The 14,757-nt window shown below is 68.4% G+C and carries 13 protein-coding genes and 1 pseudogene; 9 read left to right on the top strand and 5 right to left on the bottom strand.

All coding sequences use genetic code 11. The features are described from left to right. The first annotated feature begins 2 nt into the window (after window positions 1–2). Together ACAH01_RS12520 and ACAH01_RS12515 are read left to right on the top strand one after the other, a co-directional pair. Complete coding sequence (locus tag ACAH01_RS12520; RefSeq protein ID WP_372479409.1) at window positions 3–2,537, top strand: RND family transporter; 2,535 nt, start codon at window positions 3–5, stop codon at window positions 2,535–2,537. Between the two features lie 68 nt (window positions 2,538–2,605). Beyond that, complete coding sequence (locus tag ACAH01_RS12515; protein ID WP_372479408.1) at window positions 2,606–4,027, top strand: NAD(P)/FAD-dependent oxidoreductase; 1,422 nt, start codon at window positions 2,606–2,608, stop codon at window positions 4,025–4,027. Between the two features lie 12 nt (window positions 4,028–4,039). Here ACAH01_RS12515 and ACAH01_RS12510 read toward each other — a convergent pair. After that, window positions 4,040–4,192: pseudogene (locus tag ACAH01_RS12510) on the bottom strand (ATP-binding protein); the annotation flags it as partial. Window positions 4,193–4,278: 86 nt separating this feature from the next. On the opposite strand from ACAH01_RS12510, the gene ACAH01_RS12505 reads away from it, so the two are divergent. Further along, window positions 4,279–4,692, top strand: a complete 414-nt coding sequence (locus ACAH01_RS12505; RefSeq protein ID WP_153552613.1) for a universal stress protein — start codon at window positions 4,279–4,281, stop codon at window positions 4,690–4,692. A 5-nt stretch (window positions 4,693–4,697) separates the two neighbouring features. Here ACAH01_RS12505 and ACAH01_RS12500 read toward each other — a convergent pair whose 3' ends face one another. Continuing rightward, window positions 4,698–5,399: a 5-formyltetrahydrofolate cyclo-ligase gene (locus tag ACAH01_RS12500; protein ID WP_372479407.1), complete on the bottom strand. Its 702-nt coding sequence runs from the start codon at window positions 5,397–5,399 to the stop codon at window positions 4,698–4,700. 87 nt (window positions 5,400–5,486) lie between these two features. Between ACAH01_RS12500 and ACAH01_RS12495 the strand changes: the two genes are divergently transcribed. Together ACAH01_RS12495 and ACAH01_RS12490 are read left to right on the top strand one after the other, a co-directional pair. Next, complete coding sequence (locus ACAH01_RS12495; protein WP_170093733.1) at window positions 5,487–7,301, top strand: formate/nitrite transporter family protein; 1,815 nt, start codon at window positions 5,487–5,489, stop codon at window positions 7,299–7,301. A 50-nt stretch (window positions 7,302–7,351) separates the two neighbouring features. Then, entirely contained in the window at window positions 7,352–9,712 is a 2,361-nt protein-coding gene (locus tag ACAH01_RS12490; RefSeq protein ID WP_372479406.1) for a DEAD/DEAH box helicase, read from the top strand. Window positions 9,713–9,732: 20 nt separating this feature from the next. On the opposite strand, the gene ACAH01_RS12485 is transcribed toward ACAH01_RS12490, so the two are convergent. Then, window positions 9,733–10,362 (bottom strand): helix-turn-helix domain-containing protein, encoded by a 630-nt coding sequence (locus ACAH01_RS12485; RefSeq protein ID WP_170093735.1) that lies wholly within the window; start codon window positions 10,360–10,362, stop codon window positions 9,733–9,735. A gap of 147 nt (window positions 10,363–10,509) precedes the next feature. Between ACAH01_RS12485 and ACAH01_RS12480 the strand changes: the two genes are divergently transcribed. The 4 genes from ACAH01_RS12480 to ACAH01_RS12465 all read left to right on the top strand — a co-directional run bounded on the left by ACAH01_RS12480 (window position 10,510) and on the right by ACAH01_RS12465 (window position 13,064). Beyond that, a complete protein-coding gene (locus tag ACAH01_RS12480) occupies window positions 10,510–10,926 on the top strand; it encodes an SRPBCC family protein (protein WP_208628653.1) in 417 nt (138 codons plus the stop codon). Window positions 10,927–11,004: 78 nt separating this feature from the next. Next, window positions 11,005–11,301 (top strand): CGCGG family rSAM-modified RiPP protein, encoded by a 297-nt coding sequence (locus ACAH01_RS12475; RefSeq protein WP_206039146.1) that lies wholly within the window; start codon window positions 11,005–11,007, stop codon window positions 11,299–11,301. Further along, window positions 11,298–12,392, top strand: coding sequence for a radical SAM protein (locus tag ACAH01_RS12470; protein ID WP_372479405.1), 1,095 nt, complete (start codon window positions 11,298–11,300; stop codon window positions 12,390–12,392). The genes ACAH01_RS12475 and ACAH01_RS12470 overlap by 4 nt, the downstream gene beginning before the upstream one ends. A 45-nt stretch (window positions 12,393–12,437) precedes the next feature. Then, on the top strand, window positions 12,438–13,064 hold the full coding sequence (locus tag ACAH01_RS12465) for a helix-turn-helix domain-containing protein (RefSeq protein ID WP_372479404.1): 627 nt from the start codon (window positions 12,438–12,440) through the stop codon (window positions 13,062–13,064). A gap of 17 nt (window positions 13,065–13,081) precedes the next feature. Here ACAH01_RS12465 and ACAH01_RS12460 read toward each other — a convergent pair whose 3' ends face one another. Together ACAH01_RS12460 and ACAH01_RS12455 are read right to left on the bottom strand one after the other, a co-directional pair. Beyond that, complete coding sequence (locus tag ACAH01_RS12460) at window positions 13,082–14,257, bottom strand: hypothetical protein (protein ID WP_372479402.1); 1,176 nt, start codon at window positions 14,255–14,257, stop codon at window positions 13,082–13,084. Between the two features lie 59 nt (window positions 14,258–14,316). Further along, window positions 14,317–14,745 (bottom strand): SHOCT domain-containing protein, encoded by a 429-nt coding sequence (locus ACAH01_RS12455; protein WP_372479401.1) that lies wholly within the window; start codon window positions 14,743–14,745, stop codon window positions 14,317–14,319. Window positions 14,746–14,757 lie beyond the last annotated feature (12 nt).

The raw sequence follows: 14,757 nt of genomic DNA, 5'->3' as shown, positions 1-14,757 counted from the left end.
ACATGGAGTACCAACGCTACATCGACTGGATCGACGACAAGATCATCTACGACTCCAGGCGCGTCATCCTGGCGTTCCTGGTCCTGACACTCGTCTTCGGGGCCGGGCTCAGCAACATCTCCACGTCCGCCGGGACCTCGCAGTTCGCCACCGGCCTCGAAGAGGAACAGGCCCTCGAAGACATCAACCGGGAGTTCTCTCCGACCTTCGAGACCGACACCGGGAGTACGCAGCTCATTCAAAAGGAGAACAACGTCCTCTCGAAGCCCGCCATGCTGCGGATGCTCGAAGCCCAGAAGCGGGTGCAGGACCACCCGGACATGCGAGTCACGTCGACGAGCAGTGCCGCCGCGATCGTCGCACAGACGCTCGATCCGTCGGCGACGACTCTCGACCAGCAGATCGACGCGATCGAGCGCGCCCCCGCGTCCGAGATCGACCGTGCGGTGCGCCGGGCCGACGAATCGAGCCCGCAGTTCCGCTCGATCGTCAGCCAGGACTTCAACCGCGGGGACGCCAGCGCCTCGGCGTCGATCGGCGTCATCAGCCACGAGGTGCCCGCCGGACTCTCGTCGGGGTCGGGGCAGGGTGGCTCCAGCCCCCTGACGGCGATCCAGAAGCAGGCGGAGTTCCAGGTCGACTCCGCCGCGGGCGGTTCGATCACCGTCTTCGGTAGCGGGATCGTCGCCGACGAGTTCGGGAGCGTCATCACCGACTCCCTGCTGATCGTCGTCCCAGCCGCCGTCATCTTCATCTTCCTGTTCCTCTCGATCGCCTACCGCGATCCGGTCGACCTCGCGCTGGGCCTGTTCGCCCTGTTGCTGGCGATCGTCTGGACGTTCGGGTTCACCGGCATAGCCAACATCCCCTTCAGCCAGTTGCTGATCGCGGTGCCGCCGCTGTTGCTCGCGGTCGGGATCGACTTCGGGATCCACGCCATCAACCGCTATCGCGAGGAGCTGGTCCTCGACAGGGGCGTCGACGAGTCGATGCGGACCACGACCGATCAGCTGCTGGTGGCGTTCTTCATCGTCACCGGCACGACGGTCATCGGCTTCCTGGCGAACTTCACGAGCGCGCTCCAGCCCATCCGCGAGTTCGGCGTCGTCGCCGGGGTCGGGATCGTCTTTACGTTCCTCATCTTCGGGATCTTCCTCCCGGCCGCGAAAGTCGAGATCGACCGGCTCCGCGAGCGCTATCCGATCCCGACGCTGAGCGAGACGCCGCTTGGCTCCGAGGATTCGGCGCTTGGCTCGGTGCTGCGAGTCGGGGTGACGATCGGCGACGCCGCACCGGCGCTCGTCCTCGTCGTCCTGCTCGTCGGCAGTGCCGGCGCTGGCGTCTACGCGCAGGACATCGACACGACGTTCAGCCAGGAGGACTTCCTCCCGCCAGAGGACACCCCGGCGTTCCTCGAAGAGCTACCGGAACCGTTCGCGCCGGGAGAGTACACCGTCTCCGCACAGCTGAACTACCTCGAAGACAAGTTCGCGACCACGCAATCGAGTGAGACGACAGTGTACGTCGAAGGGCCGATGCAACGGGACACGGCGCTCGAAGAGATCTATCGGGCCGGAGACGACCCACCCAGCTCCTTCGCCGAGAGCGACGGCCGCGCGGAGTCGACCTCGATCGTCACCGTCATCCAGAGCTACGCCCAGCAAGATCCCGAGTTCCGCCGGCTCGTCGATCGCAACGACCAGAACGACAACGGCGTTCCGGACCAGAACCTCGAACTGATCTACGACGAACTGTTCGCCTCGCCAGCCGGCGACCGCGCCGAGAACTACTTGACCGAGGAGCGGCGGAGCGCCCGCGTCGTCTACACGGTCGAGGCCGACGCCGAACAGAGCGAGATCACCGAGGACACCCGAACGGTCGCCGATCGCTTCCGCATGACCGCGACTGCGACCGGCAACACCGTCGTGTTCAAGGCCGTCTCGGACCTCATCCTCGAATCCGCGATCACCAGCCTCGCCGTCGCGCTGATCGGCTCGGCGATCTTCCTGATGCTCATCTACCGGGTGTTCGAGGGGTACGCCACGCTGGGGATCGTCAACGTCCTCCCCGTCGCGGTGACGGTGACGATGGTGGCCGCGTCCATGCGGTTCCTCGCCATTCCGTTCAACGCGATCACCGCGACGATCCTGGCGATCACGATCGGACTCGGCGTCGACTACTCGGTCCACGTGACCCACCGCTTCGCCGACGAGCGCGCGGAGCACGACCTCCGGACGGCACTCGACCGGACGGTCCGTGGCACCGGTGGGGCGCTGCTGGGCAGCATGCTCACCACCGTCTCGGGGATCGGCGTGCTCGCGCTCGCACTGTTCCCCGCGCTGGGCCAGTTCGGCGTCCTGACCGGGCTGTCGATCACCTTCGCCTTCCTGGCGTCGCTGCTCGTCCTCCCACCGGCGTTGGTGCTGTGGGACGCGCTGATCAACGAGGACCGCCGCCTCCTGTCGCTGTTCGGGATCGGGCCGAAACAGAAGCCGACCACGCAGGCCCCGACCGTCGGCGGCGAACCCGACGAGTAGCCCGACGGCGACGCCGGTGAGCGCCACGTTACTGAACGCTTTTGGGTGGGCGTCCGTTTAGTGACGGTATGACCCACGTCGTCATCATCGGAGCCTACGGCAGCGCCGGAGCCGCCGTCGCTGGCGAGCTGGCAGAGGAACAGGGTATCGAACTGACGCTGATCGACGACGGCGAGCCCGGCGGCGGACTCTGTATCCTGCGGGGCTGTATGCCCTCGAAGGAAGTCCTCTCGGCGGGTGCCCACCGCTTCCAGGCACGTCACGACGACCGACTGGTCGGCGACGTGCCCGAAGTGAACCTCGAACGGACCGTCGAGCGCAAGGACGACCACACCCTCGGGTGGGCGGGCCACCGCCGCGCCGGCATCGAGGAGCTGGCCGAGCGCGACGACGTGCGCTTCGTCCACGACACCGCCCGGTTCGTCGATCCCCACACCGTCCGCGCGGGCGGCGAGGAGTTCGACGCCGACTACGTGGTCGTCGCCACCGGCTCCAGCGTCAACGTCCCCGACGTTCCGGGGATCGACGAGGTCGATTTCATGACCAGCGCCGACGTGCTGGACGCCACCGACTTCCCCGACTCCGGGATCGTGATGGGCTTTGGCTACATCGGCATGGAGATGGTCCCGTACCTCGCCGAGGCCGGCGGGATGGAGCTGACCGTCGTCGAGCACGACGACCGACCGATCGACGAGGCCGACCCCGAGTTCGGCGACGCCGCCCTGGAGCTGTACCGGGACCACTGGGACCTGGAGATTCCGACTAACTGCCACGAGCGGCGTCTCGAAGCGACCGACGACGGCGGCGTCCGGCTCACCGTCGAGTTCGAGGACGACGGGGCCGACGGTCCCACTCGGGAGACCTACGAGGCCGACCAGCTGTTTTGCTTCACCGGCCGCCGCCCGACCGTCGAGGGGCTCGGACTGGACAACACGGAGATCGCCGTCGAGGGCGAGTGGGTCCGCGAGACGATGCAGACGACAGCCCACGACCACGTGTACGCCGTCGGCGACGTCAACGGCAAGGAGCCGATCCTCCACGTCGCCAAGGAGCAGGGGTTTACCGCCGCAGAGAACATCCGCCGACAGGAAGCCGGGAACACGCCCCAGCCCTACGAGAACGTCCACCACCACGTGATCTTCTCCGGGCTCGGCGTCTATCCGTTCGCCCGCGTCGGTCACAACGAGCAGACCGCCAGCGAGGCGGGCCACGACATCGCCGTCGCGACCCGGCAGGCGAGCGACGACGGCGTCTTCAAGTCCAAGTACGTCCCGGAGGGGCTCGCGAAGCTCGTCGTCGACCGCACCGACGGCACCGTGCTCGGCTGGCAGGGCCTACACTATCACGCCGACAGCTTCGCGAAGACGATGCAGATCGTCGTCGAGATGGGGCTGGACGTTCGCGAACTCCCAGATCGCTCCTACCACCCGACCCTGCCCGAGAACCTCGACGGACTGTTCCGTGACGCCGCCGACGCTGTCGAGCAGTGAGAGACTGCGACGTTAGGCGACCGTCAGGTCGCGGATCTCGAAGCGCGCACCGCCGTCGTCGCTGTCGGTGATGGTGACGCACCCCCCGTGGGCCTCGGCGATCTCGGAGACGATCTTGAGGCCGAAACCGGTGCCGTCGTCGGTGGTGGTGTAGCTGCCCCGTTCTGGCTGCGTTCCCGACACGTATGGTGTGGCTATCGGGAACTGGGATGGTAACAACCGTCTTGACTAGTGTTGCCGTACCACGACGTATGTACGAGACGATCCTCGTTCCGACCGACGGGAGCGACCACGCCGACCGAGCGTTCGACAATGCGGTGGCGCTGGCCGACCGAGCGGACAGCTCACTCGCCCTGTTGCACGTCGTCGACACCGGGACGATCGGCGAACCGGCGCTGTCGACGACCGAACTCGTCGTCGGCCAGCGCGAGGACGACGGCACCGCGCTGTTGAAGCGCCTGGCCCAGCGCGCTCGCGACCGCGGCATCAGTACCCAGCTGCACAACTGCCACGGCGAGCCGAGCCGGGAGATCCGGAGCTACGCCGACGAGATCGAGGCCGACCTCGTCGTCATGGGCTATCAGGGCCGGGACCACGACCGCACGCTCGGCACCGTGACGACACAGGTCGTCAAGGCGTGTGAGCGGCCCGTGTTGCTGGTGTAGCGCGGTCAGGGACGGCGGGCTTCGAGCACCGGCATCTCCTCGATGCGGTCCTCGTCGAGGGCCGCCCAGTCGATGCCGTCCGGGCGGTCGTACGGCGTCGCCGTCTCGATGGTCCGTTCGGGCGTCACCACCAGGTCCATCGCCACGTCGTGTTCGTCGACGAGGTCGTGGTCTCGGAGCTGGCGCTCGTGGACCGTCGTCGCCACGGGCGTCTCGTCGTCGACCAGATCGAGTTCGCGGAGGAGGGCGTATTCGAGGTCGCTGTACCCCTCGCCCTTGCCGATCCGCGCGCCGCGTTCGCTGACGGCGACGCTCCCGGAGACGATCAGGTCGATCTCGGGCATCTGGTCGGGGCCGACCTGCACGCCCGCCTCGCTGGAGCCGCTGACGGTCGTGGCGTCGTCGATGTCGTCGACTGCCGCCGGATCGAGGCGGAGAAAGCACTCCTCGTCGCGCAAGCGCGGAACGGCCATGTAGACGGTCTTTCCGGCCCGCATCGCCGCCCGCCGGACCGGGAGCTGCGGGGCGTCGGGGTTGGCCTTTACGGCGTCGGCGGCGTCCCAGACCGCCGTCTCGGCCAGCCGGTCGGCCGCGGCGTCCGCGTCGGCGAAGTTCGGGATGCGACCGTGGGGCGGGAACGGAAACCGAGCGTCGCCGCTCTCTTCGAGGTCGTCCCACACGCGCTGGCGGAGCGTCTGCTTGTCCATGTCGAGGGCGACGGTCCCTCGCACAAAAGCACTGGCGTCACGCCGGAAACCAAACCCTTTCCTCCGGGCCGGCAGAGAAGCACGACGATGGACGAGCAGGATCCACCAGATCCCGAGGAGAGCGTGAGAGAGGCCGTCGAACGGTCTCGCAGTGGGGCTCCGGCAGTGGGGCGGGTCGTTCGCGACCGGTTCTCGACCGACGAGGTGTTCCAGCGCATCGTCGCCGCGGCCGACGAGGAGATCACGTCGGGCAGTCGCGAGCTGTACTTCAGCGGTCTCGCGGCCGGGTTCGCGATCACGATCACGTTCCTGATGCTGGTGTCGCTGACGGCCTCGACCGGCGGCGATCCGATCCTGAGCAAGCTCCTGTACCCGCTGGGGTTCATCTACATCATCATCGGCGGCTACCAGCTGTACACGGAGAACACGCTGCCGCCAGTCGCGCTGACGCTGGAACGCATCGCCAGCGTTCCGGCGCTCCTGCGCAACTGGGTCGTCGTGCTCGCCGGCAACTTCACCGGCGGCGCGATCGGCGCGATGGCGCTGGCCTGGGGCGGCGTGCTGTCGGCCGACGGGACGGCCGCGGCGTTCTCGATCGCCGAAAAAGGCATCAAGGCGAGCCAAGGCGAACTGTTCGTGAAAGCCGCGTTCGCCGGCCTGATCGTCGCCGGGGTCGTCTGGGTCGAGTACGCCTCTCGGGACACGATCTCGCGGATCGCCGTCGTCTACCTGGCGTTCCTCGCGATCCCGCTGGGCGGGCTCTACCACGTCGTGGTCTCCTTCACCGAGATGGTGTATCTGGTGTTGGTCGGGGACCTCGGGATCGTCGTCGGGATGGTCGAGTTCGTGCTCCCCGTGTTGCTCGGCAACACCGTCGGTGGCATCCTGCTGGTCACCGTCGTCAACTACTTCCAGACGACCGAGGAGCGCCTGGAGTCGGCTCGCTTCGACGGTGCCAACCGACAGCTCTCCTGGCGGGAGTGGATCTTCGGCGGTCTCGTCGGCCGGTCGTACGTGCCCCTGATCGACACGAGCGAGCGAGCGGCCGGACACGGTGCTGGCTCCGAGCGGATCTTGGTCCCGATCTCGAACCCGCGGACCGAGGGGACCCTCGCCGAGCTCGCGTGTTCGTACGCCGCCGGCAAGGAGGCGGCCTACGTGGAGTTCGTCCACATCGTCCGCCTGCCAGACCGGCTGGCGGGCGGGTACGGCGGCGACCAGACCGACCAGATCGTCGCCGAATCCGACGCACAGATGGAGCGCGTCCGCGAGATCGCGTCGAGCTACGAAGTCGACTCAGAGACCTCGACGATCGTCTCGCATCGCTCCATCGAGGAGGTGTTCCAGCTCGCAGACCGGAAGGGCGCGGACACGGTCGTGATGGGCTGGGACGAGGACGCGCTCTGGAAGGCCGGCCGGGCCGAACGCCCGCTCGACGAACTGACGAGTTCGCTTCCGGCGGACTTCCTGGTGCTGGCCGACCGTGGGTTCGATCCCGAGGAGATCCTGATCCCGGTCGCCGGCAACGAACACTCCGTGCTGAGCGGCGAGGTCGCCAGTGCGCTCCGCCAGACCGTCGGCTCGGCGATCTCGCTGCTGCGGGTCGCAGACGGGCCGGGCCAGCGAACGGAAAACGAGGACTTCCTCGCCCAGTGGGCCAAGAACAACGACCTCGAATCGGCAGCCCGCATCGTCGACGACAGCGGCGACGTCGAGGGTGCCATCGCGCGGGCCGCACCGGAACACGGCCTCATCATCATCGGGGCGACCAGAGACGGACTCCTCTCGCGGATCGGGAGCGACTCGCTGCACCTCGACGTGCTGTCGGACGTGGACTGCTCGGTGTTGCTCGCCGAGCGAGCGACCGAGCGCGGGCTGCTCCAGCGGCTGTTCGGGAACTGATCGGCGCGGGAAACGACAGCCCGAAGACGACGGCGACCCACTGAGCGGTCGTGGACGAGACTATCGCGTGGCTCCGCGAACGACCCTTCTACGAGGGGCAGATCGTCGACCAGCGGACGGTGCCGGGACGAGACGCGACCGTCGCCGACCTCGACGTACACGACCGGCTGGCCGACGCGCTGGCCGAGGACGGCATCGAACAGCTCTACGCCCACCAGGCCGAGGCCGTCGAGGCCGTCCGTGACGGCGACAACGTGGTGCTTTCGACCGCGACGGCAAGCGGCAAGAGTCTCGCCTACACGGTCCCGGCCGTCGAGCGCGCCCTCGAAGATCGCCGGACGACACTCTACGTCGCCCCGCAGGTCGCGCTGATCAACGACCAGACGGAGACGCTCTCGGCGCTGGCGGAGCGACTGGGCTTTGCCTCCGGCGTGTCGGTCGCCCAGTACACCGGCCGCCAGTCCCAGACCGAGAAAGAGCAGATCCGCGAGCGCCAGCCCACCGTCCTCCTGACGACGCCGGACATGCTCCACTACGGCATCTTGCCCCACGCACACCGCCTCTGGAAGTGGTTCTTCCAGCGGCTCGATACCGTCGTGGTCGACGAGGTCCACAGCTACCGAGGCGTGTTCGGCAGCCACGTCGCGCTCGTGTTTCGACGCCTCCAGCGCGTCGCAGCGCGGTTCGACGCCGATCCGGAGTGGCTCTGTTGCTCGGCGACGATCGGCAATCCCGTCGAACACGCCGCCACGGTGACTGGCACCGCCCCGTCCTCGTACCGACTCGTCGACGACGACGCCAGCGCCAGCGGCCCTCGCCACTGGCTGGTGTGGAACCCGCCCGAGTACAGCGGCGACGGCTGGGGAACTGGCCGCCGGAAGTCCAGTCACGTCGAGACCAAACGGCTGTTCGTCGATCTGGTCCAGCGGGGCCTCCAGACGGTGGTGTTCACCGGCTCGCGCCAGACCGCAGAGCGTTACGCGGCGGACAGCGCCGAGGCACTGCGCGACCGGGGAGCCCACGACCTCGCGGACGCCGTCGGTGCGTACCAGGCCGCGCTGACCGACGACCGTCGCCGTCGGCTGGAGCGAGAGCTCAAGTCCGGCGCGCTGCGTGGCGTCTGGAGCACGAACGCGCTGGAACTCGGCGTCGACGTGGGCGGTCTCGACGCCGTCGTGCTCGATGGCTACCCCGGCACCCGGATGCAAACCTTCCAGCAGGCGGGGCGGGCCGGACGCGGGCGCGATCCCGCCCTCGTCGTGCTGGTCGGTGGGGAGGACCAGCTCGACCAGTACGTCGTCGACAACCCGGACACGCTGTTCGAGCACCCGCCCGAGCGGGCGGTGACGAACCCGGAGAACGAACAGCTCATGCCCGCACACGCCTGTTCGGCCGCCCGAGAGACGTGGCTGAAACCCGACGACGACCGGTACTTCGGCGAGACGTTTCCCGCGCTGGTGGCCGATCTGGAGCGGGACGGCCGCCTCACGCGCCGGACGACCGAGGCGGGGACCCGCTGGGTGTACAGCGGCGAGGGCAGCCCACAGCACGAGACGAATCTCCGGACCGTCGACGACCAGTCGATCCAGTTGCGCCACGGGGCGGACACGATCGCGACGCTGCCCCTCGGCGACGCGCTGCGAGACGCACACCCCGGCGCGATCTACCACCACCAGGGGACGACCTACGAGGTGACCGACCTCGACCTCGATCACGGTATCGCCGAACTCGACCGGACGTGGGCGGACTACTTCACGCGGGTGCGCCACGACAAAGAGATCACCGTCGAGGCCGACCTGCGGGCGGACACGCTCGACGCCAGGCCCGACGTGCCCGTGCGCTTCGCGGACGTGACCGTACGCAAGCAGATCACCGGCTACGAGCGCCGCGACGGCCAGAACGGCGAGGTGATCGGCCGGCGCAGCCTCGATCTCCCCGAGACCACTCTCAGGACCAAGGCGCTGTACGTCACCGTCCCCACGGATCTGGAGCGAGCGATGCTGGGCGAGGCGGTCCCGGCGACCGACAGCGGCCGCGACCGTCCGCCAGCGCCCGACGATCCCGGCGACTTCCCCGGCGGCATCCACGCCGCCGAACACGCCACGATCTCGATGCTCCCCTTCGAGTACCTCTGTGATCGCCGTGACGTCGGCGGGCTCTCGACGCCGCTCCATCCCCACACCGACGAGCCGACGATCTTCGTGTACGACGGCCACCCCGGCGGCGTCGGCATCGTCCGGAGCGCCTACGACGACATCGAGGGGCTGCTGGCGACGACGCTCTCGATGCTGCGGTCCTGTGACTGTGCCGACGGCTGCCCGGCCTGCGTGCAGTCGCCCCACTGTGGCAACGCCAACGACCCGCTGGACAAGGGGCTGGCGACGTACCTGCTGGACGGGCTGACGGAGTGACCGCGTTCAGTCCAGAGAGATCAGCCCAGTTCCTCGACGAACTCCTTGACGATCTTCTCCTCGGCGCGGTGGAGCGTCTCGCTGCAGGTCGACTTGGCGATGCCGACCTCCGAGGCGAGTTCGGTCAGCGAGCAGTCCCGCGGCGTGTCGTAGTAGCCGTTCTCGACGGCGGCCTGGATCAACTCCAGTTGGCTCCCCGTGAGCAACTGCTCGGTCTCGACGTGCTGGCTGACCCGCTCGACGTGGAACGGAATGCCGAACTCTTCGAGTTGCTGGCCAAGTGCGGACAGTCGCTCCTGTGGCGCGGTGATCTCCCAGCGGGCCTCGCCGTCGCTGAGCCTGAACGGCATCTCCAGGGGGATTCCGGAGCCCTGGACCGGGAACAACAGGAGCGGGTCGCTGGTCTCGAACTGGACCAGCGCCGTGTCCTCCCAGCGCTGGAGGATCTCCAGGCTGGTGACGGCCTCGGTCTCGTCCATCTCGCCCAGGATGGCGACCAGCTCGTCGGCGGTGATCTCCGTGAGCCCGACGCCCGACTCCTCGCCGGGGACCGCCGCCAGGATGCGAAACTCCGCGTCCGGATACGACCGAGAGAGTGAACCGATCCAGACCTCCTCTGGAATCGTCAGCGTCAGTTCGGCTCGTGGCATGTGTGCGAATATGTTCGTCCGGGGCGACGGCCCCTGTCCCGAACATGTTCGGCAACGGCCGTGGCGTGCAAAACTCTTGGGGAGAGCGCCGCGCTGTCGCACAGCGACCGCAGAAGGCTTAAGCGGACGGGCGACGCGCCAGCACCCATGGAAGAAGTCACGGTGACACGGGACCTGCCGGCCGCACCCGAGGCGGTCCTCCCGCTGGTCGAAGAGACGGAGTCGTTCATGAGCGCCGCCGGGTTCGACGCCGTCCGCGTGGAGGGCGAGACCATCCGGATCCAGAACCGCGTGGGGCTGTTCGACGTCGAACTCATCGCCGGCATCGTCGCGGACGACGACGCCGTGCTCGCCTACGAACAGGAAGAGGGGATCTTCGAGGACATGCACACGGCCTACCACCTCGAAGAGACCGACGACGGCACGACGATCTCGGCGACGACGACGTTCGAGGCCGTCGACCTGCCGATCGTCGGCCAGGTGCTGGACGCGACCGTCGTCAAGCGCCAGCGCAGTTCCGAGTTGAACGCGCAGTTCGACTGGCTCGAAGCGGAACTCTCGTAGTCCGGTTCTCGCCCCCTGGAAAGTTCCCCTCACATGTTCGGGACGGGACAGTCGGTCGTGGCGCTCCAAGCTGTTCACATGAGCGTCTCACACGACGACGTCGAGCCCGTGACCGACCACGTCCACGAGAACTCCTGGTCGGTGAACCTCGAACAGCCAGAACACGGCGACGACCGCGACCTCGTCGTGGCCCAGGCGATCGACGCGATCGAACACACCGCCTCGGGCAACCACGTCAACCTCGTCACGCACGGCGAGCACGGCCACCCGGAGACGTACCTCTACGACGCCCTCGAAGCGCGCGAGGACGTGACCTACGACTACGTCGAACAGTGTGGCTGTGGCGGCCACGTGGTCCGCGTCCAGGTGCAATGAGGGGCGTCGACGTCGAGGAACGGCCGCTGGTGCTGATCTGGGAGCTGACCCAGGCCTGTGGTCTGACCTGCAAGCACTGCCGAGCCGACGCCCAGCCCGAGCGCCACCCCGACGAGCTCACGACCGCCGAGGGCAAGCGGTTGCTCGATCAGGCCGCCGACTTCGGCGACGGCCAGCTGGTCGTGCTCTCGGGGGGCGACCCGCTCGTGCGCGACGACGTGACCGAACTCGTCGCGTACGGTACCCAGCAGGGACTGGGGATGACACTGACCCCCAGCGGCACCGAGTCGCTGACTCCGGAGCGCATCGAATCCCTGCAGGACGCCGGGCTCCGCCGGATGGCTCTCTCTCTGGACGGGGGCGACGCCGACTCCCACGACGCCTTCCGCGGCGAGTCCGGGAGCTTCGAGGCGACGCTCGCGGCCGCCGAGGCCGCCCGCGAGACCGGGCTCCCCTTGCAGATCAACACGACGGTGTGTGCCGAGACGGTCGACCAGCTGCCGGCGATCCGGGAACTCGTGGCCGACCTCGGTGCGGTCATGTGGTCGGTGTTCTTCCTCGTCCCGGTCGGTCGGGGCCGGGTGCTGACCCAGATCAGTCCCGACCGGGCCGAGCGGGTGATGGAGTGGCTCCACGAGGTCTCCGAAGCGGAGCCGTTCGGCCTCAAGACGACGGAAGCACCCCACTATCGGCGGGTGACTATCGATCGAGAGCGCGACGGTGACTCGGGAGAGAACGACGGGCTCCAGCGTCGCACCGGCATCCGCGCGGGGCAGGGCTTTGCCTTCGTCAGTCACACCGGCGAGATGTACCCCTCGGGGTTCCTCCCGGAGTCGGCCGGCAACGTCCGCTCGGAGAGCGTCGTCGACCTCTATCGGGACTCGGCGCTGTTTCAGCGCCTCCGGGACGACAGTGCCCTGGAAGGAAAGTGTGGTGCCTGCCCCTACCGCGGGGTCTGTGGCGGGAGCCGCTCGCGGGCGTACGCGGCGACCGGCGATCCGATGGGCAGCGATCCGCTGTGCTCGTTCGTGCCCGACGAGTACGACGGCCCGCTGCCCGCGACCCACGAGGAACGCGTTCCCACAGACTGAGAACACGCGTTTCCCGTTTTACTGTGGGAGCGCCAAGTAGCGGCTATGTCCGAGGGACTTCGCGTCGAGCTGGCGATCGACTCGCCCGAGGCCTGCCCCGTCGCCGACGTGTCCGAGCGAGTCGACGGGCCGGTCACGAACGTCACGCGTTCGACCGGCGGCGACGCAGTCGTCGAAGAGTTCTCCGCGCCGGCCGGGACCGACGTGGGCGAGTCCGTCGAACCGCTCTTCGAGAACGGATCGGAGGCGCGCTATCGCTTCCGGCGCGATCCCGACCAGGACTGTTTCTGTGACGCCGTCGAGACGTTCGACTGTGCGGTCAGCGACATCCAGGCCGAGGACGGGCAGGTCATCGCCACGGCCCACGTCGACGACGCGGCCCAGGTGCGTGCAGTCGTCGAGGAACTCCGGGACGTGTTCGGCGACGTGGCCCTGCGCTCGCTCCACCAGCACGGCGAGGGGACGCTGGGAGACGCCGTCGTCGTCGACCGGGGACAGTTGACCGATCGACAGCGCGAAGTGCTGGAGACCGCCCACGAGATGGGATACTTCGACTATCCGAAAGGCGCGAACGCCGGTGAGGTCGCCGAGGCGCTCGACATCTCCGTCTCGACGCTGGCCGAGCACCTCGCGGCCGCCCAGACCAAGCTGCTCGACGACGTACTGGCGTAGAGCCTTTTCGCTGCTCTTCACCCGCGGGCGACGAACGCACTCGCGAGCAGGTAGGCGTAGCCGACTGCCCCCCCGAGCACGGCCAGCTGTCCGACCGCGGTCGCGCCCGGCACGACCAGCCCCGCGAGCTGGCACAGCAGTCCGACGGCGAGAAGCGAGACGCTGGCCAGCGCCGTCCGATCGTTCGAGCCCGGCCAGACGCCCACCGACGGAGGGTAGAACTGCATGGCCGCACCGACGATCGTCAGGCCCAGAAAGCCCACGAGCGCGAACTGATAGTGCAGGGTCACCACGGCGGGGGCTCGCCCGGCGAAGACGAGGTGCGTCGCCAGACCGACCGTGACGACGCCCGCGGCGACGCCCGCGAGGACGGCCCGCAGCCCGACCCGCGTGCGGTCGGAGCGGCGGTACAGCAGTCCGTAGGCGAGCGCGAAGCCGAGGATCGCGACCGCTTCGACGACAGCGCCGGCCACCAGGAGCGGCCCGCCGTCCAGCCCCACCGCGAGGAGTGCGGGGCCGACGCTGCCGGCACCGAGAACGACGAACACGAGCGCACGCGGGGGGTGTGCGACCAGAAACCGCGGGAACAGCCGGAAGCCGACGGCAAGCACCAGCAGCGCCGCCCCGCCCGCCCCCAGCAGGTGAGAGATCCGCGCCGGGACACCGCCAAGCGGCGCTGGGAGCCCGACCGCACCCGCGAACAGCGCGTAGCTCCCGACCGACAGATAGCCAGCGACGAGCGGGACGGCCGCGTTGCTGACGCGATCGATCGGTCGCCGGTCGGACTGGTGGTCGCCGGTGGCGGTCGCTGCGCCCGAGCGGTTGTCCCGGACGGTCCACCCGAGTGCGCCGAGCCAGACGAGGACACCGGCGAACCACGCCACCGCGCCGACTGTCGACACGACGCCGGGGACGCCCGGCCGTGTTCCGGCTGCCAGCGCGACGACGCCGACGACGGACAGGGGAAACTGGGCGGCCGGCGCTCGCGGCGTCGCCAGCGTCCGGTCGAAGTACGACGGGATCAGCGCGTAGGACTTCCCGAAGACGGTGTGCAAGACGAAGCCGTACAGCAACAGGAGGACCGCCAGCCGTCGTCCGACACCGATCGGTGCGAGGACTGCCCAGGCGACGAAAGCGGCCGCGCCTGCCCCGACGAACCGCCGCGACCACCGCGACACCCGTGGTGGCGACATCGTCGAAGGGACGCCCGCCGCCGGCCTAAAGCTACGGGCGAACGACTTGGGGGCAGAGGCTACTCCAGTTCTCGCTCGCGCTCCTGGCTTGCCCGTTCGCGGTGCTCTTCGACGTCTTCGAGCGTCTCGGTCTCAAGCAGCCGGTCGAGCTTGCGCTCGAACTGCTCGTCGGTGAGTTCGCCTTCGGCGTAGCGACGGCGAAGCGCCTCCAGGGCCGTCTCGTCGTCACTTTCCGCCGCTCGCGTTCGCTCGTCCGTCGTCTCGCTCGACGAACTGTCGGTCAAGTCACCGGTCCACGCTTCGCGCTCGTCTTCGTCGCCGAACAGGGTCGCGGTCAGTGGAATGAACACGGCGTATCCGACGATCAGCGCCGGGAGCCACCACTCCTGGCCGGTGAACAGACCGAACATCCAGATCCCGGTCACCAGCATGGAGACGATCCCGGTGGCGTTCTCGCGGGCGCGATCGATCGGGGTCTCCTCGCTCATTGGTCGTGGTTC

The organism is Halomicrobium sp. HM KBTZ05 (assembly GCF_041530035.1).
In the GTDB taxonomy this organism is placed as follows: Archaea; Halobacteriota; Halobacteria; order Halobacteriales; family Haloarculaceae; genus Halomicrobium.
This window is presented reverse-complemented; position numbering and strand designations above follow the sequence as displayed.

Bases quoted from the DNA above. Each gene is read 5' to 3' on its own strand.
- ACAH01_RS12520 (WP_372479409.1), top strand. From the start codon at position 3: ATGGAGTACCAACGCTACATCGACTGGATCGACGACAAGATCATCTAC.
- ACAH01_RS12515 (WP_372479408.1), top strand. From the start codon at position 2,606: ATGACCCACGTCGTCATCATCGGAGCCTACGGCAGCGCCGGAGCCGCC.
- ACAH01_RS12505 (WP_153552613.1), top strand. From the start codon at position 4,279: ATGTACGAGACGATCCTCGTTCCGACCGACGGGAGCGACCACGCCGAC.
- ACAH01_RS12500 (WP_372479407.1), bottom strand. From the start codon at position 5,399: ATGGACAAGCAGACGCTCCGCCAGCGCGTGTGGGACGACCTCGAAGAG.
- ACAH01_RS12495 (WP_170093733.1), top strand. From the start codon at position 5,487: ATGGACGAGCAGGATCCACCAGATCCCGAGGAGAGCGTGAGAGAGGCC.
- ACAH01_RS12485 (WP_170093735.1), bottom strand. From the start codon at position 10,362: ATGCCACGAGCCGAACTGACGCTGACGATTCCAGAGGAGGTCTGGATC.
- ACAH01_RS12480 (WP_208628653.1), top strand. From the start codon at position 10,510: ATGGAAGAAGTCACGGTGACACGGGACCTGCCGGCCGCACCCGAGGCG.
- ACAH01_RS12475 (WP_206039146.1), top strand. From the start codon at position 11,005: ATGAGCGTCTCACACGACGACGTCGAGCCCGTGACCGACCACGTCCAC.
- ACAH01_RS12470 (WP_372479405.1), top strand. From the start codon at position 11,298: ATGAGGGGCGTCGACGTCGAGGAACGGCCGCTGGTGCTGATCTGGGAG.
- ACAH01_RS12465 (WP_372479404.1), top strand. From the start codon at position 12,438: ATGTCCGAGGGACTTCGCGTCGAGCTGGCGATCGACTCGCCCGAGGCC.
- ACAH01_RS12460 (WP_372479402.1), bottom strand. From the start codon at position 14,257: ATGTCGCCACCACGGGTGTCGCGGTGGTCGCGGCGGTTCGTCGGGGCA.
- ACAH01_RS12455 (WP_372479401.1), bottom strand. From the start codon at position 14,745: ATGAGCGAGGAGACCCCGATCGATCGCGCCCGCGAGAACGCCACCGGG.